General features: G+C 65.7%; 16 protein-coding genes. 8 read left to right on the forward strand and 8 right to left on the reverse strand.

Annotation, left to right across the window (positions count from 1 at the left end):
- Window positions 1-55 precede the first annotated feature (55 nt).
- From AC3WL2_RS20960 to AC3WL2_RS20985, 6 genes are all read right to left on the reverse strand, one after another.
- Window positions 56-544 (reverse strand): HvfX family Cu-binding RiPP maturation protein, encoded by a 489-nt coding sequence (locus AC3WL2_RS20960; protein ID WP_102684098.1) that lies wholly within the window; start codon window positions 542-544, stop codon window positions 56-58.
- 15 nt (window positions 545-559) lie between these two features.
- Entirely contained in the window at window positions 560-1,183 is a 624-nt protein-coding gene (locus tag AC3WL2_RS20965) for a ferric reductase-like transmembrane domain-containing protein (protein WP_102684099.1), read from the reverse strand.
- A 126-nt stretch (window positions 1,184-1,309) separates the two neighbouring features.
- Complete coding sequence (locus AC3WL2_RS20970; RefSeq protein WP_102684100.1) at window positions 1,310-1,975, reverse strand: hypothetical protein; 666 nt, start codon at window positions 1,973-1,975, stop codon at window positions 1,310-1,312.
- Between the two features lie 167 nt (window positions 1,976-2,142).
- Entirely contained in the window at window positions 2,143-3,243 is a 1,101-nt protein-coding gene (locus tag AC3WL2_RS20975) for a hypothetical protein (RefSeq protein WP_102684101.1), read from the reverse strand.
- 26 nt (window positions 3,244-3,269) lie between these two features.
- Window positions 3,270-3,902 (reverse strand): LysE family translocator, encoded by a 633-nt coding sequence (locus AC3WL2_RS20980; RefSeq protein ID WP_102684102.1) that lies wholly within the window; start codon window positions 3,900-3,902, stop codon window positions 3,270-3,272.
- 2 nt (window positions 3,903-3,904) lie between these two features.
- A complete protein-coding gene (locus AC3WL2_RS20985; RefSeq protein WP_102684103.1) occupies window positions 3,905-4,681 on the reverse strand; it encodes a YqcI/YcgG family protein in 777 nt (258 codons plus the stop codon).
- A 170-nt stretch (window positions 4,682-4,851) separates the two neighbouring features.
- Here AC3WL2_RS20985 and AC3WL2_RS20990 point away from each other — a divergent pair, with 170 nt between their 5' ends.
- Window positions 4,852-5,772 (forward strand): LysR substrate-binding domain-containing protein, encoded by a 921-nt coding sequence (locus AC3WL2_RS20990; RefSeq protein WP_102684104.1) that lies wholly within the window; start codon window positions 4,852-4,854, stop codon window positions 5,770-5,772.
- Here AC3WL2_RS20990 and AC3WL2_RS20995 read toward each other — a convergent pair.
- A complete protein-coding gene (locus AC3WL2_RS20995) occupies window positions 5,753-6,664 on the reverse strand; it encodes a LysR family transcriptional regulator (protein ID WP_102684105.1) in 912 nt (303 codons plus the stop codon). The genes AC3WL2_RS20990 and AC3WL2_RS20995 overlap by 20 nt on opposite strands.
- Before the next feature lie 114 nt (window positions 6,665-6,778).
- Here AC3WL2_RS20995 and AC3WL2_RS21000 point away from each other — a divergent pair, with 114 nt between their 5' ends.
- The 7 genes from AC3WL2_RS21000 to AC3WL2_RS21030 all read left to right on the forward strand — a co-directional run bounded on the left by AC3WL2_RS21000 (window position 6,779) and on the right by AC3WL2_RS21030 (window position 18,106).
- Complete coding sequence (locus tag AC3WL2_RS21000; protein WP_102684106.1) at window positions 6,779-7,984, forward strand: MFS transporter; 1,206 nt, start codon at window positions 6,779-6,781, stop codon at window positions 7,982-7,984.
- Window positions 7,985-8,077: 93 nt separating this feature from the next.
- On the forward strand, window positions 8,078-10,438 hold the full coding sequence (locus tag AC3WL2_RS21005; RefSeq protein ID WP_102684107.1) for a DNA polymerase II: 2,361 nt from the start codon (window positions 8,078-8,080) through the stop codon (window positions 10,436-10,438).
- 77 nt (window positions 10,439-10,515) lie between these two features.
- The gene (locus AC3WL2_RS21010) at window positions 10,516-15,045 is read left to right on the forward strand and encodes an NEL-type E3 ubiquitin ligase domain-containing protein (protein ID WP_102684108.1); all 4,530 of its coding nucleotides are present in this window, start codon (window positions 10,516-10,518) and stop codon (window positions 15,043-15,045) included.
- Window positions 15,046-15,254: 209 nt separating this feature from the next.
- Complete coding sequence (locus AC3WL2_RS21015) at window positions 15,255-15,815, forward strand: DUF4174 domain-containing protein (RefSeq protein ID WP_102684109.1); 561 nt, start codon at window positions 15,255-15,257, stop codon at window positions 15,813-15,815.
- Between the two features lie 166 nt (window positions 15,816-15,981).
- Window positions 15,982-16,473, forward strand: a complete 492-nt coding sequence (locus AC3WL2_RS21020) for an HvfA family oxazolone/thioamide-modified RiPP metallophore (RefSeq protein ID WP_102684110.1) — start codon at window positions 15,982-15,984, stop codon at window positions 16,471-16,473.
- A 96-nt stretch (window positions 16,474-16,569) separates the two neighbouring features.
- On the forward strand, window positions 16,570-17,391 hold the full coding sequence (locus tag AC3WL2_RS21025; protein ID WP_102684111.1) for an HvfB family MNIO-type RiPP peptide maturase: 822 nt from the start codon (window positions 16,570-16,572) through the stop codon (window positions 17,389-17,391).
- 4 nt (window positions 17,392-17,395) lie between these two features.
- Entirely contained in the window at window positions 17,396-18,106 is a 711-nt protein-coding gene (locus AC3WL2_RS21030; RefSeq protein ID WP_102684112.1) for an HvfC family RiPP maturation protein, read from the forward strand.
- Window positions 18,107-18,124: 18 nt separating this feature from the next.
- Here AC3WL2_RS21030 and AC3WL2_RS21035 read toward each other — a convergent pair whose 3' ends face one another.
- Window positions 18,125-19,330, reverse strand: a complete 1,206-nt coding sequence (locus AC3WL2_RS21035) for an NAD(P)/FAD-dependent oxidoreductase (RefSeq protein ID WP_102684113.1) — start codon at window positions 19,328-19,330, stop codon at window positions 18,125-18,127.
- Window positions 19,331-19,438: the final 108 nt, after the last annotated feature.

Consider the following 19,438-nt stretch of genomic DNA (forward strand, 5'->3'; position numbering starts at 1 on the left):
GCAAGCCCGCTCCCACGCAAGCATCACAGTGGGAGCGGGCTTGCCCCGCAATGCTTCAACGCCGACGCCACAGCCAGTGGTCCAGGCTCAACCTTCCAGAGCCTTTCAACAGCAGTGGCAACAACGCCACCAGGTAGATCAGCGGCAGCTTGAAGTTGCCAAACCCCTGGTCGCTGATCGCATACCCCCGCCCCAGTTCCGCCAGGCTCGACCACTGGCTTGGCCAGTGCACCGCCGCGATCGCCACTACCGTCACCACCATCAGCACCGCCGAGGCCAGGCGGGTGCCGAGCCCGAGCAGCAGGAGCAGCGGGCAGAGCAGCTCGGCCCACATCGACAGTTGCCAGTTCAGGCCCGCTGGCAGCAAATCGAACGGGAACGGAAAACTGCCTTGCAGGTCGGTGAACCAGTTGGCGCCATTGAACTTCTCCAGGCCCGATTCGAAGAACTCCCAGGCCAGGAACAGGCGCAACGGCAGGTCGGCGCTCCAGCTACCGGCCCGGTCGAGGGCCATGAACGGGCGAGTCAGGGTGTTTGTCAGCATGGTGAACTCCTTGTGTCAGTGCGACAGGGCAGGGGCGGCCCGGCGTGAGCGCTGGGATTGCTTGGCGATGAGCTTGAGGGTGATGGCGGCGAACATCAGGGCGAACGCCAGCGGGTACCAACCGCCCATGGCGACGCGCTTGTAGAACGACAGGCAGAACACCGCCGCCAGCACCCAGGTGCCGGTGCTGTGCAGGCCCTTCCACAGGCGTGGACCGAGCACGCTCATCGGTGCCTTGAACGAGGTCAGGGCCAGCAACAGGATGAACAGGTAACCCACCGAGCCCGGGATGTTCGCCACGGCGCTGCGCCCGGCCCAGAACAACTCCGGGTAGCGATGCGCAAACAGGTAGATCAGCACACCATGCACGGTGTGCGAGAAGGCGAAGGCCAGGCCCAGGTAGCGCCGTTCGCGCAGCAACTGGCGGCTGGCCCGGCCGGGTAGCAGGGTGACCAGCGTCGAAGCCAGGAAGGTCAGCAGAAACAGTGCGAAGGAGCTGCGTGCCGTGGCGCGGATGGCGCTGCGCAAGCCGTCGGCACCGAGCGGATGGGTGGCGATGACCAGAGCGGTCATCAGCAGGGTCAATGCCGCGAGGGCGTGGAACAGCTTCCAGCCAGTGGGCAATGGCAATACTTTCATGGGCAAGGGTCCCGGCGTGCTTGGCGACGGCGGGGGCCGTCGCGCGGTGTGGCCGGAAGTGTGCGGGGGCGGCGTATCGGCAGTGTGTCGCGGGAGGCTGGGTTATGTATCGCTGTGTAGCGGTGCTCAGCGGGTACTGGTCAGGCGCTGCTGCGCCGCCGCGCAACCGTTGATCTCCACTGCCTTTTGCAGGTAGGCCTGGCGCTGGCGCGGGTCCAGCTCGCCCAGCAGCCGGTAGATCTCGGCCTGATAGTCACGCTGGCGCCCCCACTGCAGCTGCAGGCCTTGTGGCCTGCTGCGGTTGCACGCCAGGCGGGTGGCCGGCTGCGGATAGTAGGCGGCATACAGGGTGGCCATGCTCGGGACTGCCTCCAGGGCCTCGCGGTAGGCGGGGCTGGCATTGTAGGGTGCGCACCAGTGGGCGATAGCCAGCGCCGGTGGGGCAAAACCTTGCTTGAGGCTGGCCTCGAGCAAGGGGCAGGCAGCCTCGGCGATCTGGTTGGCGGGCAGGTAGGTGGTGTAGTACAGCGCCAGTCGGTACTGGGCCACCGGGTGGCCGAGGGCGACGGATTTCTTCAGCAGCGCCACGGCCGTGGGCAGTGTGTGCGCCATGGCCTGGCCCTGGCGGCTGAGCTCGGGGTCGCCAACGGCGGTGCGCAGCGGGCTGGCGCTGTCGTCCTGGCTGTCGGCCTGCTCCAGCAGGGGCAATGCCTGGCGGTAAAGCAGGTCGGCATGGGGGTCGATGTTCACTTCCAGGGCCTGGGTGCCGACGGCGGCCAGCAGCAACGGCATCGCCACGGCTAGGCTGGCGCGATGGCTGCGACCCTGAGGGCGGGCCGGGAACGAAGGAACGTCTGGGATGGTCATGGCAGTTACGCGGTTGCCTCGGGCAAATCAGGAGCGACGACAGCGTATTCTATCCATCCGCGCCCCTTCCCCGAAAGCCCGGCGTACGGCCATCAGACCAGCTTGATTGGTGCGACCTTGCGCAGGGCCTGTCTTTCCTGGGCCAGCCCCAGCTTGGCGGTGATCACCTTGGCCAGCGCGTTATTGCCCAGGTCGTTGAAGTGCAGGCGGTCGACGAACAGGTGTTCGCTGAAGACCGGCGAGCTGCTGAGCATGCTGTTCATGTCATAGCACGGCACCGGCTCAGCCTGGTTCTTGATACGGCGAAAGAAGGCCATGTGCAGTTGGCTGTCGAAGGTGTCGCCGAGCAGGCGATCGAAATTCGACGGCTGGCGCTCAAGCTCGCCGAGCATGGCCTGTTCGGCGCTGGGCACGACCTCGCGGCACCAGGGCAGCAGCGGCTGGAGGATGAAGGTGAGGGTGGTATGGCCGTCGGCCAGCAGGCGATCCCATTGGCGCAGGGTGCGGCCGACGCAATCGGCGGCGCGGATCAGACGCTTGTCGGGACTGGACATCGGCTCGATGTCCGGCCAGCGCGGTTGTCGCGCAGGCGCCAGAACCTGGCCCAGGCGTTGCCAGAGCGATTCGCGGCGTGCCTCGCCGGTAGCTTGCACCCCTTCGTTGAAGCGATTGAGAAAGTCCTGATAGGCCTGTGCCCGATGCGGATCCTGCGCGCCGGCCAGTACCTCGGCCAGGGCCTCCTGGGCCAGCGAGTTGAGGCCACTGAGCACCACCACATGACCGATCTGGCCAAAGCGGTGCTGGTGGGTGAGGAACATCAGCAGTTCCTGCGTGGCATTGAGCCCGCAACCGGTCAGGTTCAGCCAGATCTCGCCGGTCAGCATCGACAGGTACGAGGCCACGGTGTGCTCGTCGGAGCTGGCGCCGATACCCATGGCGGTGGAACCGCCTACCAGCAGGTTGACCCGCGCCGCGCCGCCGCGTTCGGCCACCGAGAAGCGCTTGCCGGCGCAATGGCTGTAGCGCATGCCCAAAGCGTCGGTGTTGATGGTGCCGGAACGGTAGCCGCGTTCATGCACGTACAACGTGTGCGGCGCCCGGCGGCTGCCCAGTTGCAGGAAGCGCTGGTAGTCCTCTGCCAGGGGGTCGGGCGTGCCCATGCTGCCGGGGTTGGCGCTGTCGGTCGGTGTCATGGGCGCTCCTTGGTGTGGGGGCAGGCTCAGGCGGCCAGTTCCCTGATGTTGTAGGCCAGGCCCACGGCGGCGATCAGTAGCAGGGCGACGCCCGAAGCCAGGCTGATCAGGCGGTTGCTGCGCGGCGAGGCGATCTTGCCGATTGCGAAGATGTAAAGGCTGAGCACGGCGAAGTCGATGGCGATCCACAGCAGCGACAGCACCACCATGCTCTTGCCGAACGACTCGGTGATCTGGATGAACTGCGGGAAGAAGGCGATGAAGAAGATGATGTCCTTGGGGTTGGAGATACCGACCATGAAGCCCTGCAGCAAGCCGCCACGGCCCGGTTGCACAGCGGTTGCGGCCTGCGCGGCGCTCTTGGCCGGTACCTGCAGCGCTTCGCGCAGGGTGCCCAGGGCGATGTAGCCGATGAACAGGCAACCCAGCAGGCTCATGCCGCTGAGCCAGGTCTTGTCGATGGCCGCGCTGGTCAGGATGATCCAGGCGGCCGCGCCGATCAGTACCAGTGATGCCCAGTTGGTGCCGACCGCCGTGAACAGGGCTTTGCGCGAACCCGAGGCGGCGGCGGTATTGACGATCAGCGCCACCACCGGGCCGGGCGTGGCGATCAGCAGCAGGACGGTGAGGGCATAGGTGGCGGTCAGTGCGGTATTCACGTTCAGTTCTCGGTAGGGCGTTCAGCCATTGCGTGGGTGTGGAACGGGCAGCGCGCCGGGCTCGGCGAACCGGGCTCCTGCAGTTGGTACTGCTTCCATTCGAAGTTGTCGTCCTGGCCGAAGAAGCCAAGGGTCTCGGGCATGACGCCGTCGTTGTAGTGACGCACCCGCTCGCGGATGCGCGCACGGATGCGCTGGCCGCTCTCGGTGCTGGCGCTGGCCACTTCGTCGAAGCTCTCCCGCGGATTGATGACGAAGGCAATGTGCGGGCCCAGGTTGCGGCTTTTCATCAGGCGATGGGCGGGAAAGCTCATGTTGATGAACAGCGGCATGCCGGCGAAGCAGAATGACCAGCGTGCGTCGTGTGGGTCCTGCGGGATCTCCTCGGGCCATGGCAGCGAGTCGCGGGCGTGGACCTCGCGCAGCACATCCCAGGCCAGCGCCTGCTGCGCCTCGAGCGAGGAGTCAGGGGCCGTTTCGAGAAACACCAGCAGCGGGTTGCCGATGCGCTGCTTGAGCGGGATCGGCTCGATGGTGGCGATGTAGTCGGCCAGGCCCAGGGCGATATCGTCGGCCAGCCGTGCGGCGCGAGCGAAGACGATATGGCAGGTGCGCGCGGTGACCGCCTTTCGCCCGAACAGGCAGGGGAAGTCAGGGTTGGCCAGGGTTTCCTTGAAGTGTTCGATGGTCTTGTGTGTCCAGTGGTGTCGGTTCTGGACATGTTCGTCGGCGAGCTCTAGCGCATCCAGGCGATAGCAGTTTCCATAACCCGTAAACATGATTTCCCCAGGTAGATCCGAAGGTAGCGTTAATAGAACTTTTTCGTCATATCCGTGCAGGTTGGTTATATATAATTGTTATTTACCGGCATTTTCGGAGATGGCCTCTGCGTTGTAAAACGCCTGGATCTATGACCTACTATTAGCTTCACTCATGCTCGGAAGGCGCCATGTCGGAACGGATTCAAGCCTTGCACGCCCTGCGGGCCTTCGAAGTGGCCTCGCGCTATGGCTCTTTCACCCGCGCAGCCCAGGAACTGGCCCTTACCCAAGGCGCGGTCAGCCATCACATCAAGACGCTTGAGGCCCTGTTTGGCTGCGACCTGTTCGAGCGTCGCGGGCCCAAGCTGCGCCTGACCGAGCACGGCCGTCTGCTGGCCCAGGAGCTCAAGGTCGGCTTCAAGATCATCGAGAATGCCTGTGCGCTGTTGCGCCAGGACCGCTATGGCGTGCGGCTCAAGGCGCCGTCCACGCTCACCGTGCGCTGGCTGCTGAGGGCCCTGGATGGCTTCAAGAAGGTCGACAACAGCTGTTCGGTGCAATTGTCGAGCGTGTGGATGGACATCGATGCGGTGGATTTCTATTCCGAGCCCTATGACTGCGCCATCCTGTTGGGTAACGGGCGCTTTGCCGCGGATGTGGAGAGCCTCAAGCTGTTCGATGAATGGCTGATCCCGGTATGCCACCCGAACTACCTCGAGCAGGCGCGGCCGGAACTCTCGGTGCTCTCCAGTTGCGAATTCCTCCACCCGTCGCCGGACCGCCGCGATTGGCGGCGCTGGCTGGCGCGCATGGACGCGCTGGACATCAGCATCGACCAGGGCCAGGTGTTCGACACTCTCGACCAAGGTATTTCAGCCGCCCAGCAGGGGCTGGGCATCTCGGTGGTCGACCTGGTGCTGGCCAGCGCCGACCTCGCCGCCGGTAACCTGGCCACGCCGTTTCCCCAGGCCGTGGCCACCGGCGACGGCTATTACATGACCTGGCTCAAGTCCAGCCCCAAGGCCCACCAGATGCACAAGTTGCGCGACTACCTGGTGGCGCAGGTGCCGCCGCTGTCGCACAAGGACATCAGCTACCTGTACGGCTGAGGTCGGTGGCTGGCAGCACTCGCTTGAGCATGAAGTCGATGAACACCCGCAGCTTGGGCGGCATCTGCCGGCCGGATGGCCACAGCAAATAGAAGCTGCCGCGCCGCTCCATGAAGGGGTCGAGCACGCTGACCAGGCTGCCGGCCGCCAGCTCCCGGCGCACGCTGAAGTCCGGCAGGCAGGTGATGCCACGGTGGTTGAGGGCGAAGCAGATGCGCGTCTCTACATGGTTGCAGACCATCGAGATGGGAATGGCGTAGTCCTGTTCGGGGTGCTCCCGGCGCAGCGGCCAGGTTTCCAGCTTGCCGCTGCTGGGGAAGCGGTAATGCAGGCAGCTGTGCCCGCCAAGCTCGCGGGGGTGCTGTGGCGTGCCGCGTTCGCGCAGGTACTCGGGGGACGCCACCAGGCGGTGCTGGAAGTGCCCGAGGAACTTGGCGTTCAGCCGTGAATCCAGCGGCTGGCCGCCGCGCATCACCACGTCGAAGCCTTCGCCGACGATATCCACCATGCGGTCGCTGAAGTCCAGGTCCAGTTCGATCTCCGGGTAGCGCGCCATGAACTCGGCCAGCGCCGGCATCACCAGCCCGGTCACCTGCGGCAGGCTCACCCGCAGGCGTCCGCGCGGCGCGCCGCTGGCCTGGGACAGCGCCTGCTCGGTGGCCTCGATCTCGGCCAGGATGCGCCGGCTGCGTTCAAGGAACAGCGTGCCCTCGGCGGTCAACGTTATGCTGCGCGTGCTGCGGTGGAACAGACGCACTCCCAGTCGCTCCTCCAGCCGGGCCACACGCTTGCCCACGGCTGACGCACTGATCCCCAGCGATTGGCCGGCGGCGACGAAGCTGCGGGCTTCGGCGACCCGGATGAAGACCATGAAGCCACTGAGGCTGTCCATGCTGCACTCCGATTGCGGACCTTGGTGTCCTTACTGCGCGGAATTGTACCCGGCTTTTTCCGCAATACCCCAGCGGCGCAAGATGCCTGTCTGTTCGACAAACCGGAGACAATCATGCATTCACCTTCCCCGGCGGCGTGCGCCAGCGCATCTCCCGTCAGCGCCACGCGGCTGCCCCTGAGCGGCTTGCTGGCCCTAGCCCTGACCGGCTTCATCGCCATCCTCAGCGAAACCCTGCCGGCCGGCCTGCTCGACCAGATCGCCGACGGCATGCATATCAGCCAGGCCATGGCCGGGCAATGGGTCACGGCCTACGCCTTGGGGTCTTTGCTTACGGCCGTCCCGTTGGTGACCCTGACCCAAGGCTGGTGGCGTCGCCGGGCACTGCTGCTGGCCATTGGCGGATTCATCCTGTTCAACGGGTTGACCGCGGTGTCGTCGGACAACACGCTCACCTTGCTCCTGCGTTTTTGCACCGGTGCCGCCGCCGGCCTGGCCTGGGGCCTGATCGCCGGTCATGCGCGGCGCATGGTGGCGCCGGCCCAGCAGGGCAAGGCCATGGCGGTGGCGATGCTGGGGCAGCCCATTGCCTTGTCGCTGGGCTTGCCCATCGGTACCTGGCTGGGGGCATTGATGGGATGGCGGGCCACCTTCGTGATGGTGACCCTGGCCGCATTGCTGCTGGCCGCTTGGGTGGTGCGGGCGGTGCCGGACTTTCCCGGCCAGGCCACCGGCAAGCGCCCCGCGGCCCTGGCGGTGCTGCGCACCCCGGGCGTGGCGCGGGTGCTGCTGGTGATCCTGGCGTGGATCCTCGGGCATAACATTCTCTACACCTATGTCGTGCCGCTGCTGGCCGCAGCGGGCATGGCTGACGCGGTGGGCCAGGTGCTGATGACCTTCGGCCTGGCCTCGCTGGCCGGCATCGTCCTGGTCGGCCTGGGGGTCGATCGGCATCTGCGCGGGCTGGTGCTGTTGTGCCTGGCCGGCTTCGCCCTGGCGACCCTGGCCCTGGGGCAGGTGCAAGGCACACCCTGGCTGGTGCATGCCAGCGTGGCACTGTGGGGGCTGACCTACGGCGGCGCGCCGACGCTGCTGCAAACGGCCTGTGCCGATGCGGCAGGCGAGGGCGGCGACGTGGCGCAGTCGATGCTGGTGACCGTGTGGAACAGCGCCATCGCCCTGGGTGGCATCATCGGCGGGCTGTTGCTGGTGGGCGCCGGGGTAGGGGCGTTTGGCGCGGTGGTGCTGACACTGGTGGTGCTGGCATGGTTGCTGGTGCTGGGCGGACGCCGAGCCGGGTTCGCCGCCGGCGCCCGCTAGCCCGACGTCTGTATCCGCGAAGCAGCATTTCTGACGACAGGACAGTTACAATCAGCAGGTGCGAACAAAGCAGCGATTCGAGGTTCTCCCGCAGTGCAATTGCAACAAGGCTTCGTCCTGACCCGCCACTGGCATGACACGCCCGAAGGCACCTGCGTGGAGTTCTGGCTGGCCACCGACCAGGGGCCCCGGCGCGTGCGCCTGGCCCCGCAGCCCTCGGTGGCTTTCCTGCCCGCCGCCCAGGCCGAACACGCCTGCTTGCTGCTGGCAGATGAACAGGGCGTCGAACTCAAGCCGTTGCAACTGCGCGACTTCGACCTGCGCCCGGTCATGGGCCTGTACTGCCGCCAGCACCGCCAGCTGATCGCCCTGGAAAAGCGCCTGCGCGGCGCCGGCATCGAGGTGTTCGAAGCTGATATCCGCCCGCCGGAGCGCTACCTGATGGAGCGCTTCATCACCGCGCCAGTGCGTTTCGATGGCCGCGCCGACGATCAGGGTACCTTGCTCGATGCCCAGCTCAGACCCGACCCCGACTATCGCCCGGACCTGCGCCTGGTGTCGCTGGATATCGAGACCAGCGAGCGTGGCGAGCTGTACAGCATCGCCCTGGAAGGCTGCGGCCAGCGTCAGGTCTATATGCTCGGGCCGGCCAATGGCGAGGCCGGCGAGGTGGATTTCGACCTGCATTACTGCAGCGACCGCGCCGAACTGATCACCTGCCTCAACCAGTGGCTGGCCCGCCACGACCCCGATGCGATCATCGGCTGGAACCTGGTGCAGTTCGACCTGCGCCTGCTGCACGAGCATGCCCAGCGCCTGAACGTGCCGCTGTGCCTGGGCCGTGACGGCGCGCCGATGCACCTGCGCGAGCATGGCAGCCACAGCCATTTCTTCGCCGAGGCGCCGGGCCGGTTGCTGATCGACGGTATCGAGGCCCTGCGCTCGGCGACCTGGAGCTTCCCCTCGTTCAGCCTGGAAAGTGTCGCGCAACAATTGCTCGGCGAGGGCAAGGCCATCGATACGCCCTACCAGCGCATGGACGAGATCAACCGCCGGTTCGCCGAGGACAAGCCGGCCCTGGCCCGCTATAACCTCAAGGATTGTGAACTGGTCACGCGGATCTTCGCCCATACCCGGCTGCTGGAGTTCCTGCTCGAGCGCTCATCGGTCACTGGCCTTGCCGTGGACCGCAGCGGCGGTTCGGTGGCCGCGTTCTGCCACCTGTACATCCCACACATGCACCGCCTGGGCTATGTCGCACCCAACCTGGGCAGTGTCGAGGGCGAGGCCAGCCCGGGCGGCTTTGTCATGGACTCGCGGCCCGGCCTGTACGATTCGGTGTTGGTGCTCGACTACAAGAGCCTTTACCCCTCGATCATCCGCACCTTCCTGATCGATCCGGTGGGTCTGGTCGAGGGCTTGCGCCAGCCGGACGACACACATTCGGTGGAGGGTTTTCGCGGCGGGCGTTTCTCGCGCAGCCAGCATTGCCTGCCAGCGATTGTCGAACGGGTGTGGCAGGGCCGCGAGGCGGCCAAGCGTGACGGCAACGCGCCGCTGTCGCAGGCGCTGAAGATCATCATGAACGCCTTCTACGGCGTGCTTGGCTCCAGCGGCTGCCGCTTCTTCGACCCGCGCCTGGCCTCCTCGATCACCATGCGCGGGCACCAGATCATGCGCCAGACCCGGGCACTGATCGAAGCGCGGGGCTTTGATGTGATCTACGGCGATACCGACTCCACCTTCGTCTGGCTCAAAGGCGCCCACGACGAAGAGGGCGCGGCGCGCATCGGCCGCGAGCTGGTGGCCGAGGTCAACCAGTGGTGGCGCCGACACCTGGTCGAGACCCTGGGTCTGTACTGCGCCCTGGAGCTGCAATACGAAACCCACTACCGGCGTTTTCTCATGCCGACTATCCGTGGCGCCGACGAAGGCAGCAAGAAACGCTATGCCGGCCTGGTACGACGTGGCGACGGCAGCGAGGAGATGGTCTACAAGGGCCTGGAGTCTGTACGCACCGACTGGTCGCCCCTGGCCCGACAGTTCCAGCAGGAGCTCTATGGCCGGGTATTTCGCGGCCAGCCGTATCGCGACTATGTGCGCGGCTATATCGAGCGCACCCTGGCCGGTGAACAGGATGAATTGCTGGTCTATCGCAAGCGCCTGCGCCGGCCGCTGGCCGACTACCAGCGCAACGTGCCGCCGCATGTGCGCGCGGCGCGGCTCGCGGACGAGTACAACGCCCGCCTCGGGCGCCCGTTGCAGTACCAGCGCGGCGGCTGGATCAGCTATGTCATCACCACGGCCGGCCCGGAGCCCTTGGAGAACCGCCAGGCGCCCTTGGACTACGACCACTACCTGACCCGCCAGCTGCAACCGGTGGCCGATGCCATCCTGCCCTTTGTCGCCGATGACTTCGCGGCGCTGATCGATCGTCAACTGGCGCTGTTCTGAGCGCGGTGGTAGCCGGCTAGTGCGAGGCGCAAGGCGGCTGTCCCTAAGCTGTGGCCTCCAGCACAAGGAGACCACGCATGCCCACCGACAGCGATTCAGGGGTTGCGCAAAGCGACGACACGCTCAGGCTCGAACAGGCATTCCAGGATGGCCTGATCGCCAAGCGGCTGCCCGAATGGTTGCACGGGCTTGGCGATGCCCCTCTGGCGGAATTGAGCGCCGCCCTCAAGACCAGCCTTGACTGCCGGCAACGACTGCAGGCGCGCTGGGGGCGTGTGCAGGGGATCGAAGCGTTTGTCGGTGCGGCCTTGCAGGATGCCTTCGACAAACGATTCGCCACAGGGGTCGATGTCGGCACCCTGTGGTTTCGCCAAGGGTATCCGGTGCCGTTGCGCGGTCAGTACTTCACCACCCGGGTTCCGGTTTCGGGTACTGACTATGCGCAGGTACCGCTGCTGGAAGCCACACTGCGCAATTTCGTCGCCAGCGAGTCCACACCTACCGGCCAGCCGCGTGGCAACGGTGTGTTCGACGGGACCGGGCGGCGTCTTGACCAACCCAGCGCGATCGGGTTTGCCCGGTTATGCCGCGAACTGGATGCTGGCGCACGCTACCAGCGCCACCTGGACGCAGTCCTTGACCCGCCCGGCGAGCAAAGCATGCGCGAGTTGCTGGCGCGGTTGCTGCATTCCACGCTTGTCGTCGATACGTGCAAGGCCAATGCCGACGGCATCCTGAGCGCCGCCGAGCTCGACCTGCTTCTGCGCGTGTGCCGCAATGGCGAGCCGCAGGCTTCGGACGGGGCGCCGGTGGTTGTCAAGCAACTGCGCGTGCTGGAGTGCGCGCTGGAGCAGATCATCGTGTTCGACGTCGTCGATCAGGGCTGGTTGCGCACTACCAGCAAGCGCATCCTCTGCTACATCCCGGGTGACCCACACGGCCCCTGGAGTGCCCATCCCGACCTGGAGCACCTTAGCCGCAAGCGGCTGGGTCGCCACTTGCGCGATGGCGCCTACCTGAAGTTCTTCAGCCGTTTTCTGAGACGCCGCGACAGCCAACGCTTCTTTTCGGCCGTCATCGAGTTGTACCGGGATGTGGCGATCTGGGCTACCCGCGACCTCCAGGTACACATGCGCCCCATGCCACAACCGCTGTTCGACCATCTGGCGGCGGCGCGTATCGCGCAGATCAAGGATGACGCCGCAGTGATCGCGCCGCCCGTGGCACAACTCGATCGAGCGGTGCAGCAGGCCCATGACCGGTACCTTGCCGCGCAGGGGTGGTTGCTTGTGGGCCTGGCAGGTTTTTTCATCCCTGTTGTCGGGGCTGCGTTGCTCGCGGTCTTTGCCTGGGATCTGCTCACCGAGGTTTTCCATGGCGTCGAGGATTGGCAGGACGGCGATACCTCTGCCGCTCTCGACCATCTGACGCATGTGGTACGCGATCTGGCCGTGGTGGCGGCGACTGCGGCCGGGGTGTCGGCCGTGCGTCATGCATGGGGGCGTTCGCTGCTGGTCGACAGCCTGGTGCCGGCGCAAATGGAAAATGGCGAGACGAAACTGTGGAACCAGGACTTGGCGGCCTATCGCAGTGAGGCGCCACCGTTGGCTGCGCGGCAAGATAGCGATGGCGTTCAGCGGCTTGCTGGGCAAGCGTTCATCGAGATGGATGGGCAGCACTATCCGGTGCAGCAGCACAGCGTGGATGGCGCGTGGCAATTGCGCCCCCGGGCAGGCTTCGGTCCTGTGTTGCGTGGCAACGGTGCCGGAGCTTGGCGGTTGGCCAGTGCGCAGCCGTCGTGCTGGCAGGGCGCACGCCTGATGTTTCGTCGATTGGGCAGACCGTTCAGCGAACTGGATGCTGCCAGGGTTGACGCAGCATTGAGTATTCACGGGATTGGCACAGGCAATCTGCGGGTCTTGCATATGGAAAACCAGGTGCCCGATCCCTGGCTCTGTGACAGCGTCGAACGCCTGCTCCTGGAGGCGCGCATAGGTCGGGCGATCATGGATCTACGTTCCGGAGTGGGCAGCGAGGATCATGAGCTGCTGCGCCATGCCCGGCGTTTGTCGGAAATACCTGGGCTGGAGGGCGCGCGGCTTGCCGGGCAGATTGGAGTGCACCGGCGGCGGTTGTTGCAGGCGCTGTACGACAGTGGGCAGGAAGCCGATACGGTCGCTATCGCCACGCTGCGACGGATCTTTACAGGCTTGCACAGACGAGCGGCGCAGGCCTTGCTGGAAGGTGCCGATGCCGACGACTACCGGCGCCTGGTCGAAACCGGCAGGATACCCATGCGCCTTGCCGAGAGTGCCAGGGCGAGCGTCGCGCGGATCCGTACGGTGCGGGTTCTGGAGGCCCTGCATTACGACATGCCGCAGTCAGCGGACCTTGCGCGGGTGGTGATCGGGCTGCTCGAAGGGTTGACGGGCGCTTCCAGGTCCATACGCTGGCGCCTGCTGGACGAGCATGTCGGTGGGACGGTGCTGGTCGCGGGCGGCGACCCCGCGACGGCGACCGGCCTGTTGCACCTCGATGGCCGGTTTGTGCGCCTGGATCCACAGGGCAACACCGTGGGAGAGGCTGGTGACCTGTTCGAGGTCATGGCCGCTGCCTACGACGCTGGCCAACTCACGGCGCTGGGCCTGGACGCACCTTTTGCCGCCAGCCTGCGCCTGGCGGTGCGGCGGCGCGCCGTTGCCGACCGGCAGGCCGTGGAGCGCCTGCTGTCACCTGCGCGGCCAGGTGCCTTGCGCGCGCCATCGCGGCTGCAGGACGGTCGCTTCGGTTATCTGCTGAGCGGGCGCCAGCCCGGCAGAGGGTGGCGCAGGGGCAGGCCGCAGGCCCTTATCGACAGGGTGCACGGCCTGTTTCCAGCTCTGGAGCAGGCAGAGCTCGATAGGTGGATCAGCGCGGTCCAGGCCTCGGGGCGGCGCGTCGAGGAGATCCTGGCTACGGTGCGTGCGCAATCCGAACTGTTGCGCCAGCACATGGACCGCTGGATCAGAAGCGTTTCGGGTGGCGAGGCCCGGGAGCAGCGCCGCTACTTCGGTGACGCGCTCATGCAGTGCTGGCAACGCAGTACGTTCGAAGAGTCCATTCATCGCTTCCCTCCTATCGAGCTCTGGTGGAGCCAGAGGGGCGCCAGGCCAGGCGCCCTCCCGGAACTGCCGGATCAAATCCGTCTAAGTCGCGTTGCGATCCTGTCATTGCGCGGCATGGAACTGGAAGCGGTTCCCGACAGTTTTCTCCAGGCGTTTGCCAATCTCAGAGTACTGGAGCTGCCCGGCAACAGGCTGACTCGTCTGCCGGCGCAATTGCAGCATATGCGCCAGTTGCAGTGCCTGGACCTGTACAACAACCAGATCGCGCTGGATCCTGGTCAAAGCGCGGTGCTCGCCGGTTGCGAAGCGCTCACCTACCTGAATCTTTCCCACAACCCGCTCGGGCGCACGTTCTCGGTGCATGCGATGACACAGCTCAACGAGCTGCGTTTGAACGGCAGCAGGATCGCCGAGCTGCCTCACGGCACGCTGGAGTGCCAGCGGCTGGTTACGCTCGATGCGCGCGACAACCTCCTCACCGCGTTGCCCGAAGGTTTTTACCAAGCACAGCTTTGGACCAGGGGCCGGGTGTGGCTGCAGGGCAACCCCTTGACGTCCGAGCAGCGTCAGCGGTTGCTGGCAGCCTTGGCTCTGCCGGTTGCACCTGTGCAATTGATTGAGCCTGACATCCCGGCGCGTATGCGCTGGCTCGATGCGATCGAGGATAGGCACCGCGATGAGTTGGGTTCGGCCTGGGCGCTGGTGGACGGCAACGAACACGGCGAAGCGTTTTTCGACCTGCTCACGGGCTTGACGAAATCGGCCGACTTTCGCAGCCCTGTCGGTGCCCGCGATCTCGCCTTTCGGGTACTGGAGATGCTCCAGGCGATGGATGCGGATGCAGAGCTATGCAATGAACTGTTCGCCTGCGCCCGCGATGTCACCTGCCAGGACAGCATCACCCTGCGCTTCAGCGACCTGGAAGTGCGTTTGCTGGTGAGGCAGGCGCAGCAGGGCAGCGTTGTGGGTAATCGTGAACGGGCCTTGCTGCATCTTGGGCGTCAGCTGTGGCGGCTGGACGCCGTCGATCGTATCGCCCTGGAAGATGTTCAGGCACGCCGAGCGGCAGGCGGGAACCCGGACGAAATCGAGGTGGTACTGGCGTATCGGCTGGCGCTGCGCCGCGATCTGGACTTGCCGCTGCGGATCAATGATATGTTGTTCCGCGACTTTGCAGGTGTCGGCATGCAGCAGGTCGCGCAGGCGCGTGAGCGTGTGCTGGCGGCAGAGAGTAGCGAGACGGTGGCACGGTCGTTGGCCGAGAGGGATTTTTGGTGCCGGCACCTGCGCCATGTCTATCAGACACGCTTCGATGCCTTCAATGCGCCCTATCACGCCCGCGTGGAGGCATTGATGGCGGATCGGAGTCTATCGGAAGCAGCTCGGCTGGAGCAGATCGGCCAGGTACAGGAGGCGCGGGCGCTAGCCGAGCGCACGATGATGCTTGAAATGACTCGTCATGCATTGGAGCGAGTTGCCGAGCAGGAAATCTTCGTTCGCTGAGTTCCCTTCGGACCATGATGGCTTTGGACTACGCTCAAGGTTGGGAGTGGTGATTCCGTAAAGGGTGTCAGCAAGATCTGCGAGGGTTGCGGAAACCGCTGGTTACCTTTGACCCAAGCAGATAGATGAACACTTGGTTTAGGCTCCCGGCCCGGATCTTTCTCCCTGATCTGCAGTCTTTGGTTTATCGAGAGAATAAGGAGATGCGCATGCTCGTTCGGTCACTGACCCTCGCCACCTTGCTCGCCGTAGCCGGCCCTTTGCACGCCGCCGACAGCGATGCCCCGCTTGCCAGGGAACTGGGCAAGGCCAGGCCATTGGTGGTCATTGCCCCGAGTTCAGCCGACCCGACCCTGCGTGGCCTGGAAGAGGCGCTGAAAAAGCCTGCGACCCAGGCCGGATTCAAGGAGCGTGGCCTGGTGCTGTACAGCGTCGCCAACATGATGGGCAAGCGTGAGGACAAGAACCTCGAGCAGCAGACCACCATGGCGTTGATCCGAGAGCTCAAGCTGGGGGCCAGCAAAGGCACCAAGGTGATCCTGGTGGGCAAGGATGGCGAGCGCCATGTGCTCAAGGACGACGACAGCGGCGAGAAGCTCGACCCGCAAGTTATTTTCAAGGCAGTCGATGAATTGCCGGGCAGCGAGCAGGCAGTGACAGCGCCGGAGCCGGTAGCCGCTGCGCCAGCCGAGCCAAAGGCCAAGGACAGCAAGGCCAAGCCGAGCAAGCCCGCCAAACCTGCCGCGCCGCCCAAGCCGCTGGAAGACTGACGCCTCTGCCACGGCCTTCTGCGAGGCAGAAGGCCGTCCGTGTATCTCTGTGTATCTGCGCCTCGCCCCGACCCACTGCCATACAAAACCACGCCCGCACCGATACATCGGCGACACACCGCTGCGGCTCAATGGCTCCACTTTCCAACCACAGTGGAGCGATACCATGAAAACGACCCGTCAAACCCTCGGCCTGCTCGGCGCCACCCTGCTCGGCGGCATGGTCCTGGGCAACAGCGCTTTCGCAGTAGAACCGTTGGCCCAGGGCTACCAGCTGGCCGCTGCCAAGACCCCTGGCGAAGGCAAGTGCGGCGAGGGCAAATGCGGTGCCAGCGGCAAGGTCACGCAAAGCGAAGGCAAATGTGGCGAGGGCAAGTGTGGCGCCAGCGCCAAGGCCGGTGCCGAGGGCAAGTGCGGTGAGGGCAAGTGCGGCGACGCCTCGTTCGCCCGCACCGACAGCAACCATGATGGCAAGGTCTCGCGCGAGGAGTTCCTGGCCGTGGCCAAGGACCGGGCGGCCGACTTCGACAAGATCGACCGTAACCACGATGGCTTCATTTCCGAGCAGGAGGCCCACGATCACCTGGCGGCGATCTACAAGGCCAATGGCAAGGCGATGCCCGACGGGCTGTTCAGCCACCTGACCGGCGAGTCCTGACGCCTGTCGCGGGGCCAGTCCGCTGCCACCGGAACCTGCCCTGTGGGGGCGGGCGGCCCCGCGATGCCGATCCCTGCAATACGGAACCCTCCGATCATGCCCCAACACACCTTGCACACCGGTCTCGGCCTGCGCCGCGGCCTGCTGCCCGACCTTTTGACCATGGAGGCGGGTGCGGTGGACTTCCTCGAATGCGCCCCGGAGAACTGGATCGGTGTCGGCGGCGCCTTCGGGCAGGGCCTGGCGCGCCTGGCCGAACGCTTTGCCATCGCCTGCCACGGTCTGTCGTTGTCACTGGGCGGCACCGCGCCGTTGGACCTCGGCTTCCTCCAGCGCACCCGGCAGTTCCTCGACCACCACCGGGTGCGGATGTACAGCGAGCACCTGAGCTATTGCTGCGATGACGGTCACCTCTACGACCTGATGCCGATTCCGTTCACCGACGAGGCCGTCCACCATGTGGCCGCCCGCATCCGCCAGGCCCAGGACATCCTTGGCCGGCGCATCGCCGTGGAGAACATCAGCTACTACGCCGCGCCGTACCAGGCGATGGCCGAGCTGGATTTCGTCCGCGCCGTGCTCGACGAGGCCGACTGCGACCTGCTGCTGGACGTCAACAATGTCTTCGTCAACGCCTGCAACCACCGTTACGACGGCTGGGACTTCCTCGCCGGCCTTCCCCGCGAGCGCGTGGTGGGCATGCACGTGGCCGGTCACTTTGACGAGGCGCCGGACCTGAAGGTCGACACTCACGGCGCGCCGGTCAAGGAGGATGTCTGGGCCTTGTTCGCCGATGCTTGCCAGCGCTTCGGCGCGCAACCCACCGTGCTCGAGCGCGACTTCAACTACCCCCCGCTGGCCGACTTGCTGGCCGAGACGGCACGCATTCGCGACGTGCAACGTGCCCATGGAGCGTAAGACCATGATCGAAACCCTGCGCAACCAGCAGTTCACCCTGGCCCGCCACCTGCGCGACCCGGTCGGCAACCCGCCGCCGCCAGGTATCGAAGCGCGGCGCCTGAAGGTCTACCGCGAATTGTTCTATGGCGCCATCGAAGGGCTGTTGGCCGGCAGTTTTCCGGTGATGCGCCGGACCCTTGGCGATCAGCGCTGGCATGCCCGGGTGCGTGATTTCTACGCCCATTACCGTAGCCAGACGCCACTGTTCACCGAAGTAGCCGAAGCCTTCATCGACTACCTGCAGGGCGTCGCGCCGGACGCTCCCTGGCAGCTGGAGCTGGCGCACTACGAATGGATCGAAGCGCAGTTGTACCTGAGCGACGCCGAGGATCCGCCGTACGACCCGGACGGCGACCTGCTGGCCGGCGAGCCGTTGCTGTCGTGCGTGGCCCGGGTGCTGGCCTACCGCTGGCCGGTGGAGCGCATCGGCCCTGAGCACCAGCCCGGCGAGGCGCCGGAGCAGCCCACCTTGTTGCTGGTGTACCGCGACGCCGACCTGCAGGTACGCTTCGCCCGGTTGGCGCCTTTGGCCTGGCAGCTGCTGGTGGGCTTGCCCGGCACCGGGCGCGAGCGCTTGCGGGCGCTGGGGGATCAGCACCTGCAGCAGGGGCTGCAGATGCTGCGACAGTTGCGTGAGCAGGGCATCATCGTCGGTACTCGAGATGCCCTGTAGGCGCGCGCAAATGTACCGTCAGGCCACCGGGATCAATGGATCGGCTGCCGCCAGCGCTGCCGCGCGGTCGGCCGCCGGCGGATAGATCCATACCGAATTGATCTGCTGCTTGAGCTGCTTGGCCTCGGCCTTGTCCGTCGGCGGCGAGACGGTGCGCTCCCAGCCTTCGGTGTACACCGCGCCCCAGGCGCCCAAGTCCAGGCAGGTGACGTACTTGGGCTGGCTGTAGGTCATCGGTGCCACGCCGATCAGCTCGGCGGCGGCATTGTTGCCGGCGTAGCGACCCAGCGGAATGGCATGCTGACAGGACATCACTGCGAAGTTGCCAACCTCGTCGCAGGCAGCGTAGGCCACATCGCCCGCGGCATATACCGACGAGTTACCGATGACCTTGAGGTGGCCGTCCACATGCAGGCGACCTTGTCGGTCGCGTTCACCGCTGATCTGCTCGGTCAGCGGGTTGGCCTTGAAGCCCACGGTCCAGATCACCGTGTTGGCGGCAATGCGTTCACCGTTGTCCAGCAGCACGCCGTCGCCATCCACCGACGCCACCGTGGCGCCACAGACCCACTCGATCCCCAGCGCCGCCGATGCCTGTTCGATGGCCGGGCGGATGCCGTCGCCCAAGGCGGCGCCGATCTTCGCGCCGCGGTCGACCACGACGATGCGCGGCTTGACCTTGTCGCCAAGGATCGCCCGCAGCCGGCTGGGCAGCTCGGTGGCGGTCTCGATGCCGGTGAAGCCGCCACCGGCCACCACCACGGTGTTGCGCGCCGGGCTGTCTGGGCGGGCGGCCAGGGACTTGAGGTGTTCCTCCAGGCGGGTGGCCGAGTCGATCTTGTCGACATCGAAGGCGTGCTGGTCGAAGCCTGCCAGCGCCGGGCGGTTGAGCAGGCTGCCGCAGGCCATGATCAGGCGGTCGTAACCCAGCTTGGCCTCGATACCACCCGCTTGACGATAGGCCACCTCCTGGCTGGCCTGGTCGATGTGGTAGGCCGTGCCTTTGACGAAGCGCACGTTGACCGCGTCGAACACCGCCTGCAAGGGGGCGGCCATGGTGTGCACGTCCGGCTCGTAGAAGCGCGGGCGGATGTGTAGTTCAGCCTGGGGGGCGAGCACGGTGATCAGCACGTCGTCGCGTTTGTGCAGGTCGAGCAGGCGGGCGGCGCCGAGGGCGCTCCACAGCCCGGCGAAGCCTGCGCCAATGATCAGGATCTGTTTCATGAGGGGCTCCTGGATGCCGCGATTATCGATGTTGTCGCTGCGGCAGTGGAAAAAGGGTACGCCTTGTGGGTGAGCCTGGATTGCGGCCCGACAAGCGTGGTGCAGATG

The organism is Pseudomonas sp. FW305-96 (genome assembly GCF_058783825.1).